The 22369-nt window shown below is 65.3% G+C and carries 20 protein-coding genes and 1 pseudogene; 14 read left to right on the top strand and 7 right to left on the bottom strand.

Going from position 1 to position 22369, the window contains the following annotated elements:
• Nucleotides 1-19 precede the first annotated feature (19 nt).
• A complete protein-coding gene (locus V5279_RS35230; protein WP_338691604.1) occupies nucleotides 20-1231 on the bottom strand; it encodes an amidohydrolase family protein in 1212 nt (403 codons plus the stop codon).
• Between the two features lie 118 nt (nucleotides 1232-1349).
• Between V5279_RS35230 and V5279_RS35225 the strand changes: the two genes are divergently transcribed.
• Nucleotides 1350-2639 (top strand): MFS transporter, encoded by a 1290-nt coding sequence (locus tag V5279_RS35225; RefSeq protein ID WP_414645869.1) that lies wholly within the window; start codon nucleotides 1350-1352, stop codon nucleotides 2637-2639.
• A gap of 118 nt (nucleotides 2640-2757) precedes the next feature.
• On the opposite strand, the gene V5279_RS35220 is transcribed toward V5279_RS35225, so the two are convergent.
• From V5279_RS35220 to clpB, 5 genes are all read right to left on the bottom strand, one after another.
• Nucleotides 2758-2949: a hypothetical protein gene (locus V5279_RS35220; protein ID WP_338691603.1), complete on the bottom strand. Its 192-nt coding sequence runs from the start codon at nucleotides 2947-2949 to the stop codon at nucleotides 2758-2760.
• An 82-nt stretch (nucleotides 2950-3031) separates the two neighbouring features.
• Nucleotides 3032-3847 (bottom strand): family 1 encapsulin nanocompartment shell protein, encoded by an 816-nt coding sequence (locus V5279_RS35215; RefSeq protein ID WP_338691602.1) that lies wholly within the window; start codon nucleotides 3845-3847, stop codon nucleotides 3032-3034.
• Nucleotides 3840-4901, bottom strand: coding sequence for a Dyp-type peroxidase (locus V5279_RS35210; RefSeq protein WP_338691601.1), 1062 nt, complete (start codon nucleotides 4899-4901; stop codon nucleotides 3840-3842). The genes V5279_RS35215 and V5279_RS35210 overlap by 8 nt, the downstream gene beginning before the upstream one ends.
• Before the next feature lie 134 nt (nucleotides 4902-5035).
• Nucleotides 5036-5287, bottom strand: a complete 252-nt coding sequence (locus tag V5279_RS35205; RefSeq protein ID WP_166209284.1) for a DUF2171 domain-containing protein — start codon at nucleotides 5285-5287, stop codon at nucleotides 5036-5038.
• Between the two features lie 91 nt (nucleotides 5288-5378).
• Nucleotides 5379-7991 carry an ATP-dependent chaperone ClpB gene (gene clpB / locus V5279_RS35200; protein WP_338691600.1) on the bottom strand — a complete coding sequence of 871 codons (2613 nt, stop codon included), beginning with the start codon at nucleotides 7989-7991 and terminating at the stop codon, nucleotides 5379-5381.
• Between the two features lie 672 nt (nucleotides 7992-8663).
• Between clpB and V5279_RS35195 the strand changes: the two genes are divergently transcribed.
• The 5 genes from V5279_RS35195 to V5279_RS35175 all read left to right on the top strand — a co-directional run bounded on the left by V5279_RS35195 (nucleotide 8664) and on the right by V5279_RS35175 (nucleotide 11859).
• Nucleotides 8664-10022: a hypothetical protein gene (locus V5279_RS35195; protein ID WP_338691599.1), complete on the top strand. Its 1359-nt coding sequence runs from the start codon at nucleotides 8664-8666 to the stop codon at nucleotides 10020-10022.
• Between the two features lie 85 nt (nucleotides 10023-10107).
• Complete coding sequence (locus tag V5279_RS35190) at nucleotides 10108-10290, top strand: hypothetical protein (RefSeq protein ID WP_338691598.1); 183 nt, start codon at nucleotides 10108-10110, stop codon at nucleotides 10288-10290.
• A gap of 122 nt (nucleotides 10291-10412) precedes the next feature.
• Complete coding sequence (locus tag V5279_RS35185) at nucleotides 10413-11315, top strand: J domain-containing protein (protein WP_338691597.1); 903 nt, start codon at nucleotides 10413-10415, stop codon at nucleotides 11313-11315.
• The gene (locus V5279_RS35180) at nucleotides 11312-11587 is read left to right on the top strand and encodes a chaperone modulator CbpM (protein WP_166209274.1); all 276 of its coding nucleotides are present in this window, start codon (nucleotides 11312-11314) and stop codon (nucleotides 11585-11587) included. The genes V5279_RS35185 and V5279_RS35180 overlap by 4 nt, the downstream gene beginning before the upstream one ends.
• Nucleotides 11588-11634: 47 nt before the next feature.
• Nucleotides 11635-11859: a hypothetical protein gene (locus V5279_RS35175; protein ID WP_021081495.1), complete on the top strand. Its 225-nt coding sequence runs from the start codon at nucleotides 11635-11637 to the stop codon at nucleotides 11857-11859.
• A 17-nt stretch (nucleotides 11860-11876) separates the two neighbouring features.
• Here the strand turns inward: V5279_RS35175 and ybaL are convergent, their stop codons facing one another.
• Nucleotides 11877-13610 carry a YbaL family putative K(+) efflux transporter gene (gene ybaL / locus V5279_RS35170; protein WP_338691596.1) on the bottom strand — a complete coding sequence of 578 codons (1734 nt, stop codon included), beginning with the start codon at nucleotides 13608-13610 and terminating at the stop codon, nucleotides 11877-11879.
• A gap of 114 nt (nucleotides 13611-13724) precedes the next feature.
• Between ybaL and V5279_RS35165 the strand changes: the two genes are divergently transcribed.
• The 8 genes and pseudogenes from V5279_RS35165 to V5279_RS35130 all read left to right on the top strand — a co-directional run bounded on the left by V5279_RS35165 (nucleotide 13725) and on the right by V5279_RS35130 (nucleotide 22365).
• Nucleotides 13725-14390 carry an HAD family hydrolase gene (locus V5279_RS35165; protein WP_338691595.1) on the top strand — a complete coding sequence of 222 codons (666 nt, stop codon included), beginning with the start codon at nucleotides 13725-13727 and terminating at the stop codon, nucleotides 14388-14390.
• Nucleotides 14391-14399: 9 nt separating this feature from the next.
• A complete protein-coding gene (locus tag V5279_RS35160) occupies nucleotides 14400-15353 on the top strand; it encodes a sugar-binding transcriptional regulator (protein ID WP_338691594.1) in 954 nt (317 codons plus the stop codon).
• 324 nt (nucleotides 15354-15677) lie between these two features.
• A complete protein-coding gene (locus tag V5279_RS35155) occupies nucleotides 15678-16991 on the top strand; it encodes a sugar ABC transporter substrate-binding protein (RefSeq protein ID WP_338691593.1) in 1314 nt (437 codons plus the stop codon).
• A gap of 148 nt (nucleotides 16992-17139) precedes the next feature.
• A complete protein-coding gene (locus tag V5279_RS35150) occupies nucleotides 17140-18012 on the top strand; it encodes a carbohydrate ABC transporter permease (protein WP_029080376.1) in 873 nt (290 codons plus the stop codon).
• A gap of 4 nt (nucleotides 18013-18016) precedes the next feature.
• Entirely contained in the window at nucleotides 18017-18847 is an 831-nt protein-coding gene (locus tag V5279_RS35145; RefSeq protein WP_029080375.1) for a carbohydrate ABC transporter permease, read from the top strand.
• 16 nt (nucleotides 18848-18863) lie between these two features.
• Nucleotides 18864-19871, top strand: a complete 1008-nt coding sequence (locus V5279_RS35140) for an ABC transporter ATP-binding protein (RefSeq protein WP_224741248.1) — start codon at nucleotides 18864-18866, stop codon at nucleotides 19869-19871.
• 90 nt (nucleotides 19872-19961) lie between these two features.
• Nucleotides 19962-20735, top strand: a complete 774-nt coding sequence (locus tag V5279_RS35135) for an SDR family NAD(P)-dependent oxidoreductase (protein WP_338691592.1) — start codon at nucleotides 19962-19964, stop codon at nucleotides 20733-20735.
• A 42-nt stretch (nucleotides 20736-20777) separates the two neighbouring features.
• Nucleotides 20778-22365: pseudogene (locus tag V5279_RS35130) on the top strand (FGGY-family carbohydrate kinase).
• Nucleotides 22366-22369: the final 4 nt, after the last annotated feature.

Below are 22369 nucleotides of genomic sequence, written 5' to 3'. Positions count from 1 at the left end.
CTGCGCGGCGGCCTTCGCCTCAGGATCGGTCGACGTCCTTGACGACGCGATTGTCGCGCGCGGTAAGCACGCCGCCCTTGTACACCGAACGTCCCGAGGGCCGCGCGACCACGGCCTCCTGGATATGCGCAGCGTTCAAGGTCACGAAATCGGCCTTGTCCCCCACACGCAGGCCGTAGCCTTCGAGCCGCAGCGCCTTGGCGCCGGCCGCGGTGACCATGTCGAACGCGATCGCGAGCTCGTCATCGGTGTAGAAGCCCGAGCGGTATCCGATCAACATCGCGCGGCCCAGCATGTCGCCGTCGCCATAGGGCCACCAGCTGTCCCTGATATTGTCATTGCCGCTGAACACCGTGACGCCGGCGTTCCTGAGCGTGGCGACCGGCGGGAACGGCCGGCTGCCCGGCGCATTCGTCATGATCGCTATCCCAGAGCGCGCCAGGATGTCGGCAGTCTTTTTCAGCGCGTCCGCAGGAATGTCGCCGAGCCCGTAGGCGTGGCTGACGGCGACACGGCCCTCCATGCCGAGCGCACGCGTTCGCGCCGCGATCTGCTCGACCTCGAAGGCGCCGAGCATGCCGCCATCGTGAAGATGGATGTCGACATCGACGCCATGCTTGTGCGCAACGCCGAAGACGACATTGAGATGCCCCTCGACATCCCGATCGAAGCTTGCGGGATCGAGCCCGCCGACCACATTGGCGCCGAGCCTGATCGCCTCATCGAGCAATTGCGGCGTGCCGGGGCTGCTGAGAATCCCGCTTTGCGGAAACGCCACGAGCTGGATGTCGATCAGATCCCGGTATTCGTCGCGTACCCTGAGGATAGTCTCGAGCGACTTGAGGCCCACCGAACCGTCGACCATGACGTGACTGCGCATCTGCGTGGTGCCATGTCCGATACAAAGGTCGAGCTGGTTCCGCGCCCGCACGTCCATCGGCGCGGCAGCAGCAAGGTTTTCGGCCTGAAACGCCACCCGCTCATGGACGTTGAATCCGTCGGTGCAGGGACGGTGCGGCCGCCAGGTGTCGCCATAGAAGCTGGTATCGAGATGGATGTGACCCTCGACGAAGCCGGGCACGACCAGCGCGTTGCCGAGATCGACGATCTCGACCCCGGCCGGGCGCTCGGCCCTCGCTTCGATCGCAACGATGCGGCCATCGCGAACCAGCATGTCGCTGCTGGCGCCGTCACCGAGCCTGGCATTGATGAAGAGTTTGTCGGCGGGCATCGGGTCTGTCCTTCCTGTCGCTTGCGTCGCATGCAGATCGCGCTGTGCGCTGCGCCTTGCCTTGCATGGTCCGAGGAATAATACTCGCGCGGGACAGGCGGACAAGGAACCGAGAGCATTGCCGGACATTGCGAGCAGGGATGGGTTCGATGTCAAGCGCGCAGCCTTTGCCGCGACCATCGGCAACATGCTGGAGTTCTACGACTTCATCACCTACAGCTTCTTTGCGACCGAGATCGGCCGCACCTTCTTCCCCGCGCACAGCGAATACGGCAGCCTGATGCTGTCGCTGGCGACCTTCGGCGCCGGCTTTCTGACGCGCCCGATCGGCGGCATCGTGCTCGGCATCTTCTCAGACCGGGTCGGCCGGCGGCCGGCAATGTTGCTGAGTTTCGCGCTGATGGGCGGCGCAATTCTGACCATCGCGCTGACGCCATCCTATGCCGCAATCGGCATCGTGGCCCCGATCATCGTGATCCTGGCGCGCATGGTGCAGGGATTTGCGCTCGGCGGCGAGGTCGGACCGACCACGGCCTATCTGATCGAGATTGCGGCGCCGAGGGATCGCGGCCTGGTGGTGGCATGGCAACCCGCCAGCCAGGAGATCGCGGCCACGATCGGCGCGCTGGTCGGCGTCATCCTGAGCAGCACCATGGCGCCCGACATGCTGCAGGCCTACGGATGGCGCGTCGCATTCCTGCTCGGGGCGGTCTGCCTGCCGTTCGGCATTTGGATGCGCCGCACGCTGCCGGAAACCGTTCCTCACGGCGAGCGTGCTGCCGGGAGCGCCGAGAGTTCGAGCCATGTTGCGCAGGCGCGGGCGCATCTCCGCGTGATCGTGCTGGCGGTGATGATCCTGGCCAGCGGCACGATCTCGACCTACGTGACGCAATACATGACGACCTACGCCAAGAACACGCTGCATGTGTCGCCGTCGCTGGCGTTCACGGTATCGCTGGTCAGCAACGGACTGCAGATCATCGGTGCGTTGCTGGGCGGCTGGCTTGCCGACCGGCTCGGACGCAAGCCGATCATGATCTGGCCGCAGCTTGTCGTGCTGGTGCTGACCTACCCGGCCTTCCTCTGGATCGTCCACGACCCCGGCGCCTGGTCGCTGCTGTTCGGCTTCGGCATCCTGTCGTTCATCGGATCACTGCCGTTCACCGCGTTCTATGCCGCCTTCACCGAAGCGCTGCCGCAGAACATCCGCGGCGGCGTGTTCGCCACGATCTACGCGGTTGCGATCGCGACGTTCGGCGGCACCGCGCAGCTCGTCGTCACGTGGCTGCTGCACGCGACGGGAGATCCGCTGGCGCCGTCCTGGTATCTGCTGCTCGCGGCAGCGGTCGGCATCGTGGCGATGAGCCTGATGCCCGAGACCGCCCCGGTGAAGGTCGGCGAGAAGTAAAGCGTTTTCGAGCGAAGTGGGTACCGGTTCGCGTGAAGAAAACGCGTCAAAGCAAGAATCTAGAGCCCCGTTCCGATTCAATCGGAACGGAAAAGGCTCTAGGCGCCGACGAACGAGCTCAATCCATGTCGCGAAAGGCGTGGCCGTTGGTCTCGATCTCCTTCACGAGCTGCGGCGGCAGATTGGCCTGGGCCGAGGTGCCGTCGAACACCCAGTCCTTGGCATCGGCAAGGTCGGGGAGACCCGCGCCCTTGCGGACGTAGAGACCGACCGACGCCTTCTTCGGGTTGATGTAGAGATCGTAGTCCATTGCGCGCCTCCTCTCCGTTTCACGTTTAGCGGAAGCCCCGGCAACGGCCGGAAACTTCCCGGATGAGTCAACGCCGGTAAGACTAGGCGGGTTTCTTCGCCTCCGGCGCAAGCACCACCGACGCTTCGCTGGTCAGCATCAGGAAGGTGATGGTCTCCTGGAAATACAGCTGGACCGAGGTCGCAGAGTGGCTGAGATAGCCGATCGAAAGGTCCTGGCCGATCGAGAGCTGGAAATCGCCGCCGCGCGTGGTCAGTAGCACGCCGCCCTCGATCGCCGGCGCCCAGATGATCTTGCCGTCGACCAGGCGCTGGATGTGTTGCAGCACCGGGTAGCCGTCATCGGTCGCGCCGCCGATCGCGGTATAGGGCTCGGTGCCGAGCAGCAGCGTATAGGGACCGTTGACGCCGGCGAGCCGCAATTGGCTGACCGCCTGCGCCACCACGTTGGGGTAATTCTTGATGCTCGCCGGCAGCGTCAGCACCGGGTTGCTGCTGCCCTGACGGATGCCCTGGATGCCGGCGGCGGCGTAGCCATCGAACACCGCACGATCCTCCGCGAAGGCGATCTTGCGCGCAGCCGCCTTGAGCGGGTCCCAGTCGGAATCATTGGAGCCGCGCTCGACGTCGTCAATCGCCTGGCGCGAGAGCTCGAACGGCACGCGCAGCTCGACCAGCGCACGGACATCGCGCTGCGTCGCCTCGACCCCGTCGCCGGGCGTCGAAATTTTCTTGAGATGGCCGGTGCCGACCGCGGAGAAATCAGTGCCCTTCGGGCCATCGACGTCGACGACACGGCGCGCCGCCAGATGGCGCTTCAACGTGCGCGAGGCTTCCTCTTCGATCTGCGCCCATGCCGCGTCCGAGATAGGGGCAAGTCCCCGATGCAGATTATTCATGTCCAGCCTCTCCTTTCAGTGAGCCGATCCCGAGCGAGCCGTCGGACGGCGGTATTCTTGGTGCGGGTGCGTCGGCAGCCCCGGCATCATCCAGGGACGGCTCGGCGGGCGAGGCCGCGGGCGGCGCGCTCGCGACATCCTCCAGGAAGGTCGCCGACGGGACGAAGAACAGCGTGCCGGTGACGGCGCGGCTGAAATCGAGCAGCCGGTCGTAATTGCCCGGCGGCTTGCCGACGAACATGTTCTCCAGCATCTGCTCGATCCGGTGCGGCGACTTGGCGTAGCCGATGAAATAGGTGCCGAACTCGCCCTCGCTGACATTGCCGAACGGCATGTTGTCGCGGAGGATATCGAGCTCCTTGCCGTTCTCGACGATCGTCGTCAGGGCGTTGTGCGCGTAGCTCGGCTTCACCGCATCGTCGAGCTCGATGTCGGACAGCTTGGTCCGGCCGATGATCTTCTCCTGCATCTCGACCGGCAGCTCGTTCCACTTCTTCATATCGTGCAGGTATTTTTGTACGATCACATAGCTGCCGCCGGCGAAGTCCGCGTCCTCGTCGCCGATGATGGTGGCCTCCAGGGCGGCCTGATCCTCGGGATTCTCCGTGCCGTCGACAAAGCCGAGCAGGTCGCGCTCGTCGAAATATTTGAAGCCGTGCACTTCGTCCGAGGTGGCGACGGCATCGCCGAGCTGTGTCATGATCTGGGTCGCGAGCTCGAAGCACAGGTCCATCGGCACGGCGCGAATGTGAAACAGCAGGTCGCCCGGCGTTGCGATGGCGTGGTGGACGCCATGGATCTCGCGGAACGGATGCAGGCCTTGCGGCTTCGGCGCACCGAACAGCCGGTCCCAGGCGTCGGAGCCGATCCCCATGACGCAGGACAGCCGGCCCTCGAGATCGCGGAAGCCCACGGCGCGCACCAGCGCGGCCAGATCGGCGCACAGCGACCGCACCACTGCATCATACTCCGGATTGGGCTTGATCGTGACCGCAAGGAAGATGGCCGCGCGCGTCAGCTTCGCAGCGACCGGTTGCGGAACGGCTGATGGCACGCATCTCTCCTTACTAAACGGCTAGTCCACGACGACAAAACATCTGGTTCTGGACGTCGGATCGACGTTCAGAGAGAGGCAGAGGAGCATGCAACTGGAACCTTTACAAGACCTCGAATGCAGAGGTGTCTGCGTCAATCGACGGGCTTGCCGGACTTCTCCTCCTCGAGCGTCACCGCAATCGCGGCGTTGGCTGACAGCCGCACCTTGGTGCCTTCGACACCGGCGACGAAGCCGAGCTCGATATAGTGGTGATGGCCTTTGTGGAAGCCGTCGCTTTCACTTTTCTTGAGCTTGATGCGGTTGCCTTCGACGCGATCGACGGTGCCGACATGCACGCCATCGGCACCGATGACCTCCATGTTGTCCTTGATGTTCTGCGTCATGGCGCTCTCCCTGGTTGAAGGCCAGCTTGCATATGAAGCGCCGAGACGACGCGGCGATGACGGCGCGTCGTCGGCGCAATCCGGGCTTGTCTCACACCGGTTCGTATTCGTCCGCCGCGGCGGTCTCCGGCCTCTTGCCGTTGAAGGTGAGGCCGGTCTTGGTGGCGGAGAGCTTCACCTGCGAGCCGTCGCGCACGTCGCCGGCGAGGATCATTTCGGCGAGCGGATCTTGCACGCTGCGCTGGATCACCCGCTTCAGCGGGCGGGCACCATAGGCTGGATCCCAGCCTTTCTCCGCCAGCCAGTCGCGCGCCTTCGGCTCGAGCTCCAGCTCGATCTTGCGATCCTCCAGCAGCTTGCGCAGCCGCGAGAACTGGATCTCGACGATGCGGCCCATGTCGCTCTTCTGCAGCCGGTGGAACAGGATGATCTCGTCGATCCGGTTGAGGAACTCGGGACGGAAATGCGCCCGCACCATGTTCATCACCTGCTCGCGCACCGCGCTCGTGCTCTGGCCCTCTGGCTGGTTGACGAGGTACTCGGCTCCGATGTTCGAGGTCATGATGATCAGCGTGTTGCGGAAATCGACGGTGCGGCCCTGGCCGTCGGTGAGGCGGCCGTCGTCCAGCACCTGAAGCAGCACGTTGAAGACATCGGGGTGCGCCTTCTCGATCTCGTCGAACAGCACGACCTGGTAGGGCCGCCGCCGTACCGCTTCGGTGAGCGCGCCGCCCTCGTCATAGCCGACATAGCCGGGCGGGGCGCCGATCAGCCGCGACACCGAGTGCTTCTCCATGTATTCGGACATGTCGAGGCGGACCATCGCGGTCTCGTCGTCGAACAGATATTCGGCGAGCGCCTTTGCGAGCTCGGTCTTGCCGACGCCGGTGGGGCCTAAGAACATGAACGAGCCGATCGGCCGGTTGGGATCCTGCAGCCCCGCGCGCGCGCGTCGCACCGCGGTCGACACCGCACGGACCGCTTCGGCCTGGCCGACGACGCGCTTGCCGAGCATTTCCTCCATGCGCAGCAGCTTGTCCTTCTCGCCCTCCAGCATCTTGTCGACCGGCACGCCGGTCCAGCGCGACACCACCTGCGCGATATTGTCGGCGGTCACGGTCTCGCCGGCCGACGAAGTCTCGCTGGCTTCGACCGCGGCGAGCTTCTTCTCGAGCTCCGGAATCCGGCCATAGGCCAGTTCGCCCGCCTTCTGGAATTCGCCCTTGCGCTGCGCATTGGCAAGCTCGGTGCGCAACTGCTCGAGCTCGCCCTTCATCTTCTGCGCATCGGAGAGCTTGCTCTTTTCCGACCGCCATTTCGACGTCATGTCCGCCGATTTCTTCTCGAGATCCACGAGATCCTTCTCGAGCGTCTGTAGGCGGCTCCTGGAGCCGAGATCGGTCTCCTTCTTCAGCGCCTCCTGCTCGATCTTGAGCCGGATGATCTCGCGGTCGAGCGAGTCGAGCTCCTCCGGCTTGGAATCGACCTGCATCTTCAGCCGCGCCGCGGCCTCGTCCATCAGGTCGATGGCCTTGTCGGGCAGGAAGCGATCGGTGATGTAGCGGTTCGACAGCGTGGCGGCGGCGACCAGCGCTGAATCCGCGATCCGCACGCCGTGATGCTGCTCGTATTTGTCCTTCAGGCCGCGCAGGATCGAGATGGTGTCCTCGACCGTCGGCTCGGAGACGAACACCGGCTGGAAACGCCGGGCCAGCGCGGCGTCCTTTTCGACATGCTTGCGGTATTCGTCGAGCGTGGTGGCGCCGATGCAATGCAATTCGCCGCGGGCGAGCGCGGGCTTCAAGAGGTTCGATGCGTCCATCGCGCCGTCGCCCTTGCCGGCGCCGATCAGCGTGTGCATCTCGTCGATGAACAGGATGATGCCGCCCTCGGCGGAGGTCACCTCCTGCAGCACCGCCTTGAGCCGCTCCTCGAACTCGCCGCGATATTTCGCGCCCGCGATCAGCGCGCCGAGATCGAGCGCGAGCAGCGCCTTGTCCTGCAGGCTTTCCGGCACGTCGCCATTGACGATGCGCAGCGCCAGCCCCTCCACGATCGCGGTCTTGCCGACGCCGGGCTCGCCGATCAGGACCGGATTGTTCTTGGTGCGGCGCGACAGCACCTGGATGGTGCGGCGGATCTCCTCGTCGCGGCCGATCACTGGATCGAGCTTGCCGTCGCGCGCGGCCTGGGTCAGGTCGCGGGCATATTTCTTCAGCGCGTCATAGGCATTCTCGGCCGACGCGCTGTCGGCGGTGCGTCCCTTGCGCAGCGCGTTGATGGCGGCGTTGAGATTCTGCGCGTTGACGCCGCCCTTGGCGAGCAGCTTGCCGGCCTCGCTGTCCTTGTCGGCGGCCAGCGCCTGCAGCAGGCGCTCGACCGAGACAAAACTGTCGCCGGCCTTGTCGGCGGCCTGTTCCGCGGCGGCGAAGGCCCGCGCGGTCTCGGGCGCCATGTAGATCTGTCCCGAGCCTGCGCCGCTGACCTTCGGCACCTTGGCCAGCGCATCCTCGGTTGCCTTGAGGATCGCGCGCGAGTTGCCGCCGGCGCGGTCGATCAGGCCGGCGGCGAGGCCTTCATTGTCGTCGAGCAGAACTTTCAGGAGATAGAGCGTCGAGAACTGCTGATGTCCCTCGCGCATGGCGAGCGATTGTGCCGACTGGATGAAGCCGCGAAGGCGGTCGGTATACTTCTCTATGTTCATCGTGGCACCTCAAGGCAAACAGAGGCTCGTCGAGATCCAGTATGCCACGCATTCCAGCCGGCGACAGATGGCGGAACGATGACATCCATCATGCGGCAGCCGAGTACAATTGCGCCGGCGGAAACCGCGGGCCTGACGCTGCCGCTTTCCGTATCGTGTGGTCCTTTCAAGGGAGTGTCAATCGCCGAGCGCGGCCTCTGGCCTACCACGTTCGAGGTCCTGCGGCTGCAGATGCGCGCTTCTGGCACTCATCCGGAGGCACTGCTACGGACGCGTCGACGCGTCAGGGTAGCATCACGCCGTTATCGGCTCGGCCGATCACCGCGCGCTGCGACGTCGAGCTGCTCGACGGGTCCGGATCGTTACAATCGTGCGAATGCCAGAGTCATGTTCGAGACGGTTTCGGAACTGGTGACGTCGCACTCTGCATGACGCAATGATGATGCGGCCGAATGATGCGGGCGAGCGTCGCGCGTCACGTCACTGAATCGCACGACACTGCGTCGCTGCACACTCTGAACTGCCGATGAATAGCTGCGCGAGTGTGTTTCCGCTTTGCGTCGATGCGTTTCAGGCTGGTGTAAGGTCAAAGCGCTAGCGATGACGTGCGTCGGTTCGCGCCGATGCCTGGAACTTTTGTTCCGGTTCTCACGTTCATCGAAGAGGCTCCCAATGACCACTCGTCTTCTTTCGACCGTGTCGTGTGCCGCGATCGCCACGGCGCTGTTCCATGCGACCGCCGCACCGGCGATCGCACAAGATGCGGCATGCGCGCCGGTCTCTGCCGTCGAGACGGCGCCGCCGCCGCTGCCGACCTATGATCAGCCGCCGGTGCCCGGGCCCGGCTACATGTGGTCGCCGGGCAATTGGTCGTGGGACGACGAGCGTGGCGACTATTACTGGGTGCCGGGCACCTGGGTGCAGCCGCCGCGCGTGGGGCTGCTATGGACCCCGGGCTATTGGGGCGCGTTCGGCGGCGGCTTCATTTTCCATCAGGGCTATTGGGGTGATCGCGTCGGCTTCTACGGCGGCATCAATTACGGTTTCGGATACGGCGGTGCAGGCTATGAAGGCGGCCGCTGGGATCATGGCAACTTCTTCTACAATCGCACCGTGAACAATCTGCAGGGCGCGCGGATCACCAACGTCTACGAGAAGAACGTCACGATCAATCAGACCACTATCAACAACGTCAGCTACAATGGCGGCCGTGGCGGCATCGAGGTGCGGCCGACCGCTGCCGAACGTACGATCGCCAAGGAGCAGCACTTCGCGGCGACGCCGTTGCAGCGCAAGCAGGTCGAGACCGCAAGCCAGGATCCGAGCCTGTTCAAGCGCGCCAACAACGGCGTGCCCGCTGTCGCCGCGACGGCGCGTCCGGGCGAGCTGAAGGGGCCGGGCGTGGTTCGCGCACGGCCGGCCGGCGAGGCGGTGCCCGCCGCCGCTGCACGGCCGGTGGCCGAGGAGCCGCGGCGGCCGGGGCCCGCACCTGCGCCGGCGGACTCCCATGCGCTCCCGGTCCCGGGCAAGGAGCTTCCGCCTGCCCAGGCGAACAAGCCTGCAATCGAGGAGAAGCGCGCCGCGCCTGTTGCCGAGCCGAAGGTCGAACCGCGGCCTGCACCTGCTGAGCAGCACGCGCTCCCGGTCCCGGAGAAGGGGCTTCCGGCCCATCCACCCGCGCAGGAGAACAGGCCCGCGGTCGAAGAGAAGCGCGCAGCGCCTCCGCCCGAGCCCAGGGTTGAGCCCAAGGCTGAGCCGCGACCTGCACCCGAAGTGGCGCGGCCTGCCGCACAAGAGAACAAGCCGTTGCTGGAGCGGAAGCCCGAAGAGGTGCGCAAGGAGGAGCCGCGACCCGAGCCCGCAGCAAGGCCGGAAGCGCGGCCGGAGCCAGCAGCGCGGCCGGAGACGATGGCGCGCCCTGAGGCGCATCCGCAGCCGGCGGCACGGCCGGAGCCGCACGTTCAGGCCGCGCCGCATGCTGCGCCGGCCGCAGGTCATCCCGCAGAGGAGAAGCGGCAGGAGCAACGCTAAGATAGATCCGCGCTCCGCTGGCTCGTTCCGGCGGAGCGCGGTATTGTTCCGGCTACGGGCAAGTGATCATCACTGGAGGACAGTCATGGCACAGAGTCACGGTGGCAGTGGACAGCTTGACGACGGCAAGCCGCGCCTGAGCGAGGACGATATGCAGCGCGCTCTGCTCGGTCCGCGGGGCGTGCCGGGCAAGCCGGATCCCGCCAGGATGACGCCGCAGCAGGAAAAGAACATCCCGAAATATCTCGACCCCGGGCATACGTCCTGACGCGCGCGACATGAACGCATGCTGCGTCGCCCATGGCCGGGCGCCGCGCGAGCGCTCTTGCAAATCGCCTGCTTTTGCGCCCTCATGATTGCAGGTGCACTCACGGTGTTGCGGAGCAGGTTGTGAGAAATCCGTACGAGGTTCTTGGCGTTGCGCCTGCGGCATCTGCGGCCGATATCCAGAAGGCCTATCGCAAGCTGGCGAAGAAGCTGCATCCGGATCTCAACCCGGGCGACAAGGCGGCCGAGGAAAAATTCAAGGAAGTCGCGGCCGCGAACGATCTGCTCTCGGATGCCGAGAAGCGCAAGCGCTTCGACGCCGGCGAGATCGACGCCAGCGGCGCCGAGCGGCCGCAGCATCGTTACTATCGGGATTTCGCCACCGCGGATGAGGGGCATCCCTACGCCGACAGTTCCGGCTATGCCGACTATATGGACCAGGAGGACGCCTTCGCCGAATTGCTCCGGCGCAGCGAGCGGGCGCGCGCCAACCGCCGCGGCCGCGATTTGCATTACAGCCTCGCGATCGACTTCGCGGAATCGATCAACGGTGCGAGCAAGCGGCTGACGCTTCCGGATGGTGGCACGCTCGACGTCACGATCCCGCCGGGGCTCGTCGATGGCCAGGTCATTCGTCTGCGCGGCAGGGGCATGCCCGGCAGCGGTAAAGGTGGTCCCGGCGATGCGCTGATCGAAGTCGAGGTCCGCCCCGATCCGCGCTTCGCCCGCGAGGGCGACGACATCACGCTGGAATTGCCGATCTCGCTGTCCGAGGCCGTGCTCGGCGGAAAGGTCCGCGTTCCGACGCCGACCGGCGCCGTCACCATGACGGTGCCGAAGGGATCCAACACCGGCACCACGATGCGGCTGCGCGGCAAGGGCGCGCCCCGGCTCAGTGGCGGCCAGGGCGATGAGCTCGTCAAGCTCAAGGTGGTGCTGCCCAAGGGACCCGATCCCGAGCTCGAGGCGTTTGTTGCGAATTGGGATCGCAAGGCATTCAATCCGCGCGAGGAAGGTGCGTCATGAACAAGCAGCAGTTCCTCATCGATGCGGGTCTGGAGGTGCAGACCCTGGAGTTCTGGATCGAGCAGCAATGGCTGGTTCCGGAAGAGACCGCGAGCGAGATCAGCTTCTCCGACACCGATTTGGCGCGTGCGCATCTGATCCAGGATCTGAAGGGCGATTTCGGCGTCAACGACGAGGGGATCGACGTCATCCTGCATCTGGTCGATCAGTTGCATGGCCTGCGCCGCGCGTTCGAGCAATTGCACAAGGACATCGCGTCACCGCCGCGCTAGCAGCCCCGCTTGCGGGTCGAACGACGAACTCAGCCTGGGAGACGATCATGACGGACAAGCCGACACCGCTGGCCCATGGCGAGATCGACGTTCTCATCCTGCAGGCGCTGGTGCGCAAGCTGATCGCCAAGGGCGTGCTGACGCCGGACGATGTCCGCGCGATGCTGTTCGAGGCGGCGAAAAATCTCGATCTCGTCGGCAGCGAGCTGACGACGGAAGCCGCCAACATCATCGTGCAGGAAGATCTGGCGCCCGCCTTTCTTGGCGGTTGAGTGCGTCCGCTGCGCCCTCAGGCCGCCGAGTCTTGCTCGGCCGTCCGCATATTTGGTGTGGCAGCGCCCGGATATCGCCGGTCGAGCTCCTCGATCATGCCGCGGGCGATCTCGCGCTCGCCCATGATCACGATGTCGGCCCCGAGCCCCTTCAGATGATCGACCTCGGCGTCGGAATGCGCGCGCGCGATGATCTGGATACCGGCATTCGCCGCGCGCGCCTGCTCGACGATCTGTCCGGCTTCGAACGCTTCGGGAATCGCAATGACCAGCGATCGTGCGCCGATGGGATTGGTTGCGCGCAGCACGCTGGCGCGTGCGGCGTTGCCCATCAGGGCCTCGATGCCACGCTGCCTGAGCTTCGCGACCATGTCGTCGGACGCCTCGACCGCGAGGAACGGCGCGTTGCGCTGATGCAGGGAATCGCCGACGATGCTGCCGACCCGGCCGTAGCCGACCAGGATGGTGTGGTCCTGCAGCTCGGTAACCGGGATCGCCTCTGAGGTCGCAACGGTCGGCGATGCCGCTTGCGGTTTCTCCAGCCGCGACGTCAGCCAATCGACGACCGCGAACACCAGCGGGTTGAGCATGATGGAGAAGATCGCGCCGGCCAGGATCAGGTCGCGGCCGGCCTTCGGCAGCAGATTGAGCGCAACGCCGAGCTCCGCCAGGATGAACGAGAATTCGCCGATCTGGGCGAGGCTCGCCGAGATCATCAGGGCGGTCGCCATCGGGTGACGGAACAGCACGACGATCAAGAGCGCAGCGAGCGATTTGCCGACCACGATGACGAACAGCGTCGCGACCAAGGGCCAGGGTTCGCGGACCATGCTGAGCGGATCGAACAGCATGCCGACCGAGACGAAGAACAGCACCGCGAAGGCATCGCGCAGCGGCAGAGTTTCCTGCGCGGCGCGCTGGCTGAGCGGCGATTCCCGCAGCATCATCCCGGCGAAGAAAGCGCCGAGCGCCAGCGAAACGCCGAACAGCTTGGTCGCGCCGAACGCGATGCAGAGCGCGATCGCGAGCACGGCCAGGCGGAACAGCTCGCGCGATCCGGTGTGCGCGATGTAGTGCAGCACCCACGGGATCAGCCGCCGCCCGACCACCAGCATCAAGGCGATGAACACGGCAATCTTGACCAGCGTCAGCACCAGCACGCCGGTCAGCCCGAGGCCGAAGCGGGTGGCGAGCGGATCGGCCACGAGCGCTGCGCCGTCGCCGCCCTGGAAGCTCGCCACCGCCGGGAACAACACCAGCGCGAGCACCATGGCGAGGTCTTCGACGATCAGCCAGCCGACCGCGATCTTGCCGCGTTCGGTGTCCATCAGCCGGCGTTCCTGCAGCGCGCGCAACAGCACCACGGTGCTCGCGACCGACAACGCCAAGCCGAACACCAGGCCGGCGCCGACGGTCCAGCCCATCAACAGCGCGAGGCCGAGGCCCATCAGCGTGGCGACCGCGATCTGGGCAATCGCGCCGGGCACCGCGATCGCGCGCACCGACAACAGGTCGTTCAGCGAGAAATGCAGGCCGACGCCGAACATCAGGAGGATGATACCGAGCTCCGCGAGCTCGGTCGCCAGCGCCTGATCGGCGACGAAGCCGGGCGTAAAGGGACCGACGGCGACACCTGCGAGCAGATAACCGACCAGTGGCGGAACCCGGAAGCGCTGGGCGATGGTTCCGAAGACGAAAGCGAGGCCAAGTCCCGCGACGATGGTCGCGATCAGAGGTGTGTCATGCGGCATTTCGCCTTGTCGCACAGCATACCCAGTGGTGCACCGCGACCATTTGAGGCGCGGCATTACGCGCGGAAATTGTGATCTATTGCTCATAGCGTGAGCATATGATCTCATGTCGGAATGGATCCGCGGCTGCCCGAGACCGATCTCGTCATCTTCGACTGCGACGGCGTGCTTGTCGACAGCGAGGAGTTGAGCTGCCGTTGCCTCGCCGAGGCGATGGTCCAGGCCGGCATCGCGATGAGCACGGGGCGGGCGCTCGAACTCTTCCTCGGCCGCAGCACCGCGGCCGTGATCGAATATGCCGCGGCCGCAGGAAAGTCGCTGCCCGCGAGCTTCCTGCCTGATCTGGCGTTGCAGGTCCGCGAGACCTTCCGATCCCAGCTCAAGCCGATCACAGGCGTCGCGGCGGTGCTGACGGATTTGCGCCTGCCGTATTGTGTCGCCTCATCGAGCGATCTCGCGCGGGTGAGGTTCTCGCTGGAGCTGACGGGCCTTGCGGCAAGCTTTGGGCCGCGGCTTTACACCTCGCAAATGGTCAAGCACGGCAAGCCGGCGCCGGATCTGTTTCTGCATGCGGCAAGCGCGATGGGCGCCGCGCCGCGCCGCACCCTTGTGATCGAGGACAGCGTCAGCGGGGTGACGGCCGCGAAGGCGGCGGGCATGAAAGTGTGGGGATTTGTCGGCGGCGCCCACTATCGGTTGGCGGATGGCAGTGCTCTGCTGCGGCAGGCCGGGGCGGATCGAATCTTCGCCGCGATGACGGATTTCTGGATGGAAGGCTGACACAGGATTATGGCTGCGCCCGACAATGAAAAGTCTCGCCTCGACGATGCGGCGCGCGCCGGCTGGCTGTATTTCATCGCGGGCCACACCCAGGACGAAATTGCAAAAATGCTGCAGGTGTCGCGCGCCTCGGCGCAGCGCCTGGTGTCGCTGTGCCTAGCGGAGCGGCTGATCACCTTTCGCCTCGAGCACCCGATTGCCGCCTGCATGGAGCTGGCGTCCCGGCTGAAGGCGCGGTTCGATCTGGTGCATTGCGACGTGGTGCCATCAGATCCTGCGGCGCCGCTGTCGAATGCAGGAATTGCCGAACGCAGCGCCAATCTGCTGGAGACGACGCTGCGCTCGGAGACGCCGGTCATCGTCGCGCTCGGCACCGGCCGCGCGGTGCGCGCCGCGGTCGAGCGGGTCTCGCCGATCGAGCGGCCCGATCACCAGATCGTCTCGCTGGTCGGCAACATCTCCGCCGACGGCTCGGCGAGCTTCTACGACACGGTGGGACGGCTCGCCGACCGCACCGGCGCGCGCCATTACCCGATGCCGCTGCCGTTCTTGATGTCGAGCGAGGACGAGCGCAACCGCATGGTGCGCATTGACCCGATCGCGCGGGTGAGGGCGGTCGCCGCCAAGGCCGATCTCCGGCTGATCGGCATCGGCCAGATGGACCAGAAGGCCCAGGTCCATGTCGACGGCTTCGTCACCCGTGAGGAATTGCTGGAGATGATGCGGCTCGGCGCGATCGGCGAGGTGACCGGTTGGGCCTATGACGCCAAAGGGCGCCTCATCAAGGGCGGCACCAACAAGCGCCTGACCAGCATTCCGCCGCAGATTCCAGCGGAGCAAACCACGATCGCGGCGGCGGTCGGCGCCGCCAAGGTGCCGTCGATCAAGGCCGCGCTGGCGGGCCGGGTGATCAACGGCCTGATCACGGATGAGGCGACCGCGCGCGCGGTGCTGGATCGCTAGACGCGACGAGTCGGGTGCACTCCCTCCCGCTTGCGGGAGAGGGTTGGGGTGGGGGTCTATCCTCGAGTCGTATTGTGGAGAGAGCCCCCACCCGGATCCGACCTCCCCCACAAGCGGGAGAGGTGCACATTGGGTGGCTGCTCCAGCTCGATCCAATTCCAGTCGGCCGCTCTCTTCGCCTCCGCAAGAACCACCATTCCAGGCTGCAGTGGAACCCGCAATCGCGTGGGACGGCGCACCCGCGCGCTTGACAAAATTTGGTGACAGGTTGAACATACGCCCAACACGTGGGCATATGCTCAACGTGACATAAGGGAGGTCACCTTGAAAAACGTCCTTTGCGCCGTTGCGGGCGCGGCCAGTCTTTTGATCTCTGCCCCCTCGATCGCCCAGACCACGCTGACGGTTGCGACCGTCAACAACGGCGACATGATCCGCATGCAGGGGCTCTCCAGCGAATTCACCGCGAAGAACCCCGACATCATCGTCAAATGGGTGACGCTCGAGGAGAACGTGCTGCGCCAGCGCGTGACCACCGACATCGCCACCAAGGGCGGACAGTTCGACGTGCTCACCATCGGCACCTATGAGGTGCCGATCTGGGCCAAGAAGAACTGGCTGGTGCCGCTCGACAAGCTCGGCGCCGACTATGACGTCGGCGACCTCCTGCCGAAGATCAAGGACGCGGTCTCGGTGGACGGCAAGCTCTATGCCGCGCCGTTCTACGGCGAGAGCTCGATGGTGATGTACCGCACCGACCTGTTCGACAAGGCCGGCCTGAAGATGCCGGAGAGCCCGACCTGGGACTTCGTGGTCGACGCCGCCAAGAAGCTGACCGACAAGTCGGGCGGCGTCTACGGCATCTGCCTGCGCGGCAAGGCCGGCTGGGGCGAGAACATGGCGTTCCTGACCGCGATGGCCAATTCCTTCGGCGCGCGCTGGTTCGACGAGAAGTGGGAGCCGCAGTTCAACTCGCCGGAATGGAAGAAGACGCTCTCGACCTATGTCGACCTGATGAAGCAGGCTGGCCCTCCCGGCGCCAGCTCCAACGGCTTCAACGAGAACCTCGCGCTGTTCAACGCCGGCAAATGCGCGATGTGGATCGACGCGACGGTGGCGGCGTCCTTCGTGAGCAATCCGAAGGAGTCCAAGGTCGCCGACAAGGTCGGCTTTGCGCTGGCGCCGAACACCGGGCTTGGCAAGAACGCCAACTGGCTGTGGGCGTGGAGTCTCGCGGTCCCCGCCGGCTCGAAAAAGGTCGAGGCGGCCGAGAAGTTCATCGCCTGGGCAACCGGCAAGGACTACACCAAGCTCGTCGCCGCGAAGGACGGCTGGGCCAACGTGCCGCCTGGCACGCGCGCCTCGCTGTACAAGAACCCCGACTATCTGAAGGTCGCCCCCTTCGCCAAGCTGACGCTGGCCTCGATCGACTCGGCCGATCCGAACAAGCCGACCGTGAAGCCGGTGCCGTATGTCGGCGTGCAGTATGCGGCGATTCCTGAATTCCAGGGCATCGGCACCCAGGTGGGGCAGCAATTCTCGGCGGCGCTCTCCGGCTCCACCACAGTCGATGCCGCACTCGCAGCCGCGCAGTCCGCAACCGAGCGCGAAATGAAGCGCGCGGGCTACATCAAATAAGCCACGCCAGACTAAGCCACACCAGACAAAGCCAGGGCGCAGCACGCGCCTTGGCCGCCCGACCAGCTCAAACCTCCCGGGCTGGGCCACTCGCGACCATCCTGTCCCGCAACGGGATGGTCGCTCCTTTCGACAGAAGGAGGCGGGGATGGCGACCCAGCAGACCCAACTGCTCGCACGGACACTGCTCACGCCCGCGGTGGCGCTGCTGTTCATCTGGATGATCGTGCCACTGGCGCTCACGATCTACTTCGCGACCCTGCACTACAATCTGCTCGATCCCGGCTCCGAACAATTCGTCGGGCTGGAGAATTTCCGCTACTTCCTGACCGATCCGGCCTTCCTCGCCTCGCTGCAAAATACCCTGGTGCTGGTCGGCTCGGTACTCGCAATCACGATCATCCTTGGCGTGCCGCTGGCGCTGCTGCTCGATCAGCAGGTGGTCGGGCTTTCCATCGTCCGGCTGATGGTGATCGCGCCGTTCTTCGTGATGCCGACGGTCAGCGCGCTGGTCTGGAAGAATCTCCTGATGCATCCGGTGTCGGGTCTGTTCGCCTGGATCGCACATTTGTTCGGGCTGCCGGCGATCGACTGGTTCAACGATGCGCCGCTGTTCTCGGTGATCCTGATCATCTCCTGGCAATGGCTGCCGTTTGCGACCCTGATCCTGTTGACCGCGCTGCAATCGCTCGACGAGGAGCAGAAGGAGGCCGCCGAGATGGATGGCGCGAGCGCGATCTCGACCTTCATCTACATCACGCTGCCGCATCTGGCGCGCCCGATCACGGTGGTGATCCTGATCGAGACCATCTTCCTGCTCACGGTGTTCGCGGAGATCTTCGTCACCACCGGCGGCGGCCCCGGCCTGCAGACCACCAACATCGCCTTCCTGATCTATTCGCAGGCGCTGATCCAGTACGACGTCGGCAGCGCCTCGGCGGGCGGCCTGGTCGCGGTGGTGCTCGCCAATATCGTCGCGTTCTTCCTCGTTCGTATCGTCGGCCGGAATCTGGAGGCGTAACGTCATGGCACGGAAGGTCACGACACGGAACAAGGTGATCTCGACGGCGGCGGCCTGGCTGGTCGGCTTCCTGATCTTCTTCCCGATCCTCTGGATGGTGCTGGCGAGTTTCAAGACCGAGCTGGAGGCCTTCGCGATTCCACCATCGTTCCTGTTCTTCCACTGGACGACGGAGAACTATGCGACCGTGCAGGAGCGCAGCGACTACATTCATCACGCGCTCAACTCGATCATCATCGCCGGCGGATCGACATTGATCGCGATGCTGATCGCGATCCCGGCAGCGTGGTCGATGGCGTTCTCGCCGACCAAGCGGACCAAGGACGTGCTGCTCTGGATGCTCTCCACCAAGATGATGCCGCCGGTCGGCGTGCTGGTGCCGATCTACCTGATCTTCCGGACCTTCGGCCTGCTCGACACCCGCTCCGGCCTGATCTTCATCCTGTGCCTCGGCAATCTGCCGATCGTGATCTGGATGCTGTTCACCTATTTCAAGGAGATCCCGAAGGACATCCTCGAGGCGGCGCGGATGGACGGCGCCACGATCGGGCGTGAGCTGATCTACGTGCTGACGCCGATGGCGGTGCCGGGGCTCGCCTCGACGTTGCTGCTCAATCTGATCCTGGCGTGGAACGAGGCGTTCTGGACCCTCAACCTGTCGACGCTCGAGGCCGCGCCGCTCACTGTGTTCATCGCATCCTACTCCAGCCCGGAAGGATTGTTCTGGGCGAAACTGTCGGCGGCGTCGACGCTCGCGATCGCGCCCATTCTCGTGCTCGGCTGGTTCAGTCAGCGGCAGCTCGTCCGCGGCCTGACCTTCGGCGCGGTCAAGTAGCAGAAAGGCTTTTGCCATGGGTCAGATTACGCTGCAGGGTGTGCAAAAATCGTTCGGGCCGGTCCATATCATCAAGGGCGCCGACCTCGAGATCGCCGACGGCTCCTTTGTCGTCTTCGTCGGTCCCTCTGGCTGCGGCAAGACCACGCTGCTGCGGCTGATCGCGGGGCTGGAAGACGTCACCGGCGGCGCCATCCTGATCGACGGGCGCAACGTGGTCGACGTGCCGCCGGCCAAGCGCGGGCTGTCGATGGTGTTCCAGTCCTACGCGCTCTATCCGCATATGAGCGTGCGCGGCAACATCGCGTTCGGCCTGAAGATGGCGGGCATCGCCAGGGACGAGATCAACCGCAAGGTCGAGGCCGCGGCGGCCACGCTCAACCTCACGCCCTATCTCGACCGCAAGCCGCGCGAGCTCTCCGGCGGCCAGCGCCAGCGGGTTGCGATCGGGCGCGCCATCGTGCGCGAGCCGAAGGCGTTCCTGTTCGACGAGCCGCTGTCGAACCTTGATGCCGCGCTCCGCGTGCAGATGCGGCTCGAGGTGACGCGATTGCAGAAGCAGCTCGGCACCACGGCGATCTATGTCACCCACGACCAGGTCGAGGCCATGACCATGGCCGACAAGATCGTGGTGCTGAACGGCGGCAAGATCGAGCAATATGGCTCGCCGCTCGAACTCTACGAGAAGCCGGCCAACCTGTTCGTCGCCGGCTTCATCGGCTCGCCGAAGATGAATTTCGTCACCGGCGAGCCCGCGAAACAGCAGGGCGCCACGACCATCGGGGTGCGGCCCGAGCATCTGAAGGTCGAGCGCGACGGGCAGGGCGGCTGGCCCGGCACGGTCTCGGTCGCCGAGCATCTCGGCAGCGACACCTTCCTCTATGTCGACGCCGGGCCGCAGGGCATGCTGACCACGCGCTATGTCGGCGAGCTTGACCTGCATCCCGGCGATCGCGTGTCGCTGATCCCGGATCCGGCGCGCATCCATCGGTTCGACGACAGCGGAAAATCGATCCACGCGTAGAGCATGATCCGGAAAGGTGTGAAGCGGTTTTCCGAACAGATCATGCTCAAAAGAAGCCAGAACGCGGGCTTCAGGCAAAGGAAGAAGAAAATGTATCTCGAGAAATTCAAACTCGACGGCAAGACCGCCATCATCACCGGCGCCGGTCAAGGCATCGGGCTTGCTTGCGCCGAAGCGCTGGCGGAGGCCGGAGCCAAGGTCATCATCGGCGACCGCGACGCCAAGGTCGCCAATGACGCGCAGGCGGCGCTGAAGGCCAAGGGTTTTGACGCCGACATCGCGCTGATGGACGTGACGGATTCCGGCCGCGTCACCGCGGTCGCCGACGAACTGGTCCGCAAATACGGCAAGGTCGATATTCTCGTCAACAATGCCGGCATCGCGCGCAGCGAGACTCCGGCCGAGACCGTGACTGACGAGCATTGGCTCAACGTCATCGACGTCAATCTGAACGGCACCTTCTGGTGCTGCCGCGCCTTCGGCAACCACATGCTGAAGGCGAAGTCCGGAGCGATTGTCAATGTCGGCTCGATGTCCGGCTTCATCGTCAACAAGCCGCAGGAACAATGCTTCTACAATGCCTCCAAGGCCGCGGTGCACCATCTCACCAAATCGCTCGCGGCCGAGTGGGGAGCGCGCGGGGTTCGCGTCAACGCGGTGGCGCCGACCTATATCGAGACCCCGCTGAACGCGTTCGTGAAGAACAGCCCCAGAATGTACGACGCCTGGATCGGCGGAACCCCGATGGCGCGGATGGGGCAGGTCGACGAGATCGCTTCCGTCGTTTTGTTCCTCGGCTCCGACGCCGCGAGCCTGATGACCGGAAGCATCGTTCTTGTCGATGGCGGCTACACTTGCTGGTAGGGTTGCGCCGAACGATCAGGCTCAACAAAAGATAGAGCGGTCATGCGGCAAGCCTATATCGGGGTGGATGTCGGGAGCACCAGCGCCCGGGCGGGGGTATTCGACGAGGCCGGGAAGCTGTTGGGTTCGGCCCGGCATCCGATCCGGGTTTGGCATGAGAGCGGCGATATCGTCGAGCAGTCGTCCGACGATATCTGGGCGGCCTGCGTCGCCTCCGTGCGCAATGCAATGCGCGAGGCGGCGGTTGCCGCCGAGCAGGTCAAGGGTATCGGCTTCGATGCCACCTGCTCGCTGGTGGTGCTTGACCGCGAGGGGCGGCCGCTCACCGTCAGCCCGTCCGGCGATCCCGCGCGCAACGTCGTGGTCTGGATGGACCACCGCGCGATGGAGGAGACCGAATTCGTCAACGCGACCGGTGATCGCGTACTGCGTTATGTCGGCGGCGCCATCTCGCCGGAGATGGAGATCCCAAAGATCCTCTGGCTGAAGCGGCATCTGCCCGCGACCTTCGAAGCCGCCGGCCACTTCTTCGATCTCGCCGACTACCTCTCGTTCCGCGCCACCGGCTCGCAGGCGCGCTCGACCTGCACCGTCACCTGCAAATGGACCTATGTCGCGGGCGAGGGCGGCTGGAGCGAATCATTCCTCAAGCGGGTCGGGCTCGAGGCGCTTGCAGCCGACCGCTTTGCTCGGATCGGCGCCGAGATCGTCCCGCCCGGTTCGCCGCTTGGCCGCGGGGTGTCGGAGGATGCCGCGCGCGAACTCGGCCTGATGCCGGGAACCGCGGTCGGGGCCTCGCTGATCGACGCGCATGCCGGCGGCGTCGGCGCAATCGGCGGCCGCGATGGTTCGGGTGCCGAGGTCGATGTCTGCAAGCGGCTCGCCTACATCATGGGAACGTCGGCCTGCATCATGGCGACGACGGTCGAGCCCTGTTTCGTGCCGGGCGTCTGGGGGCCGTATTTCGAAGGCATGGTGCCGGGCTTCTGGCTCAATGAGGGCGGCCAGTCCGCGGCGGGAGCGGCGGTCGATCACCTGCTGAAATCGCACCCGGCGCATGCCGAGGTTTTGGCCGCCGCGAAGCACGACGGCGCTGCTTGCGCGCAATGTTCACGTCCTGCCGGAATTTCTCGGCAACCGGTCGCCCTATGCCGATCCGGGATCGCGCGCCGTGATCGCGGGGCTCGATCTCGACACCGACGTGTCGGCGCTGGAGCGGCTGTTCATCGCCGGCCTGTGCGGGCTTGCCTATGGCCTTGCCGACGTCATCGACGCGCTGCAGGCGCACGGCGTCAGTGGCAAGACCATCGTGATCGGCGGTGGCGCGAGCCGCAGCCCGCTGGTACGCCAGATCATGGCCGACACCACCGGCTACACGGTGGCGTTGCCGCAGACGCAGGAACCCGTCTTGCTCGGCGCCGCGATGCTGGGCGCGGTCGCCAGCGGCGTGCACAATTCGATCAACGCGGCGATGGCCGGCATGTCGGCACTCGGGCGATTGAGTGAGCCGACCAGGCCCGAGTTGGCCGAGTTCCACCGCAAGAAGCGCGGCGTGCACAAGATGCTGCGGGAGCTTGATCGCGACAGCCGCGAGGCGATGAAGCGGGCGCCCGGCGAGGCGCCCAGTTAGGGTG

The sequence above is a fragment of the Bradyrhizobium sp. 26S5 genome, assembly GCF_036923295.1.
In the GTDB taxonomy this organism is placed as follows: domain Bacteria; phylum Pseudomonadota; class Alphaproteobacteria; order Rhizobiales; family Xanthobacteraceae; genus Bradyrhizobium; species Bradyrhizobium septentrionale.
The sequence above is the reverse complement of the archived record's forward strand: the minus strand, read 5'-3'. Positions and strand labels throughout refer to the sequence as shown.